Source organism: Achromobacter sp. SIMBA_011 (genome assembly GCF_046535435.1).
Lineage (GTDB): Bacteria > Pseudomonadota > Gammaproteobacteria > Burkholderiales > Burkholderiaceae_B > Achromobacter > Achromobacter dolens.
In genome coordinates this window covers 1-273 of the sequence record NZ_JAWRWN010000440.1, presented here as the reverse complement: position 1 = coordinate 273, position 273 = coordinate 1, and the positions used below count along the sequence as shown (strand labels likewise).

The following is a 273-nucleotide window of genomic DNA, read 5'->3' as shown; positions in this document are numbered from 1 at the left end:
AGGGTTGAGACTGCCGCGCGGCGCATGGGCGAGCGTGGCGTCGGATGAGTCGGTACGGAGCGCGCGGCGCGCGGCGCGGCCGTGGCGCCGCGTGGCGGCGGCGCGAGCGCGTATTGTACTTCGCCGCCGCCTGCCGCTGGCGCGGCGCCGGCCATTCGGCCGACCCGCCTTCACAACCATGCGGCGACGCCGCCGTGCCCCGAACACGTGCCGCGCCGATGGCGGCTGAAGCTGTACGTGCCGTCGCGGCAACGTGCGCTCGCGCCGTCGGGC

At 76.9% G+C, this 273-nt stretch carries 1 protein-coding gene; it reads right to left on the bottom strand.

Annotation, left to right across the window (positions count from 1 at the left end):
• Positions 1-170: 170 nt before the first annotated feature.
• Positions 171-273: DUF3761 domain-containing protein (locus SB816_RS31630; RefSeq protein WP_410548200.1), on the bottom strand; the 103-nt coding region annotated here is incomplete at its 5' end.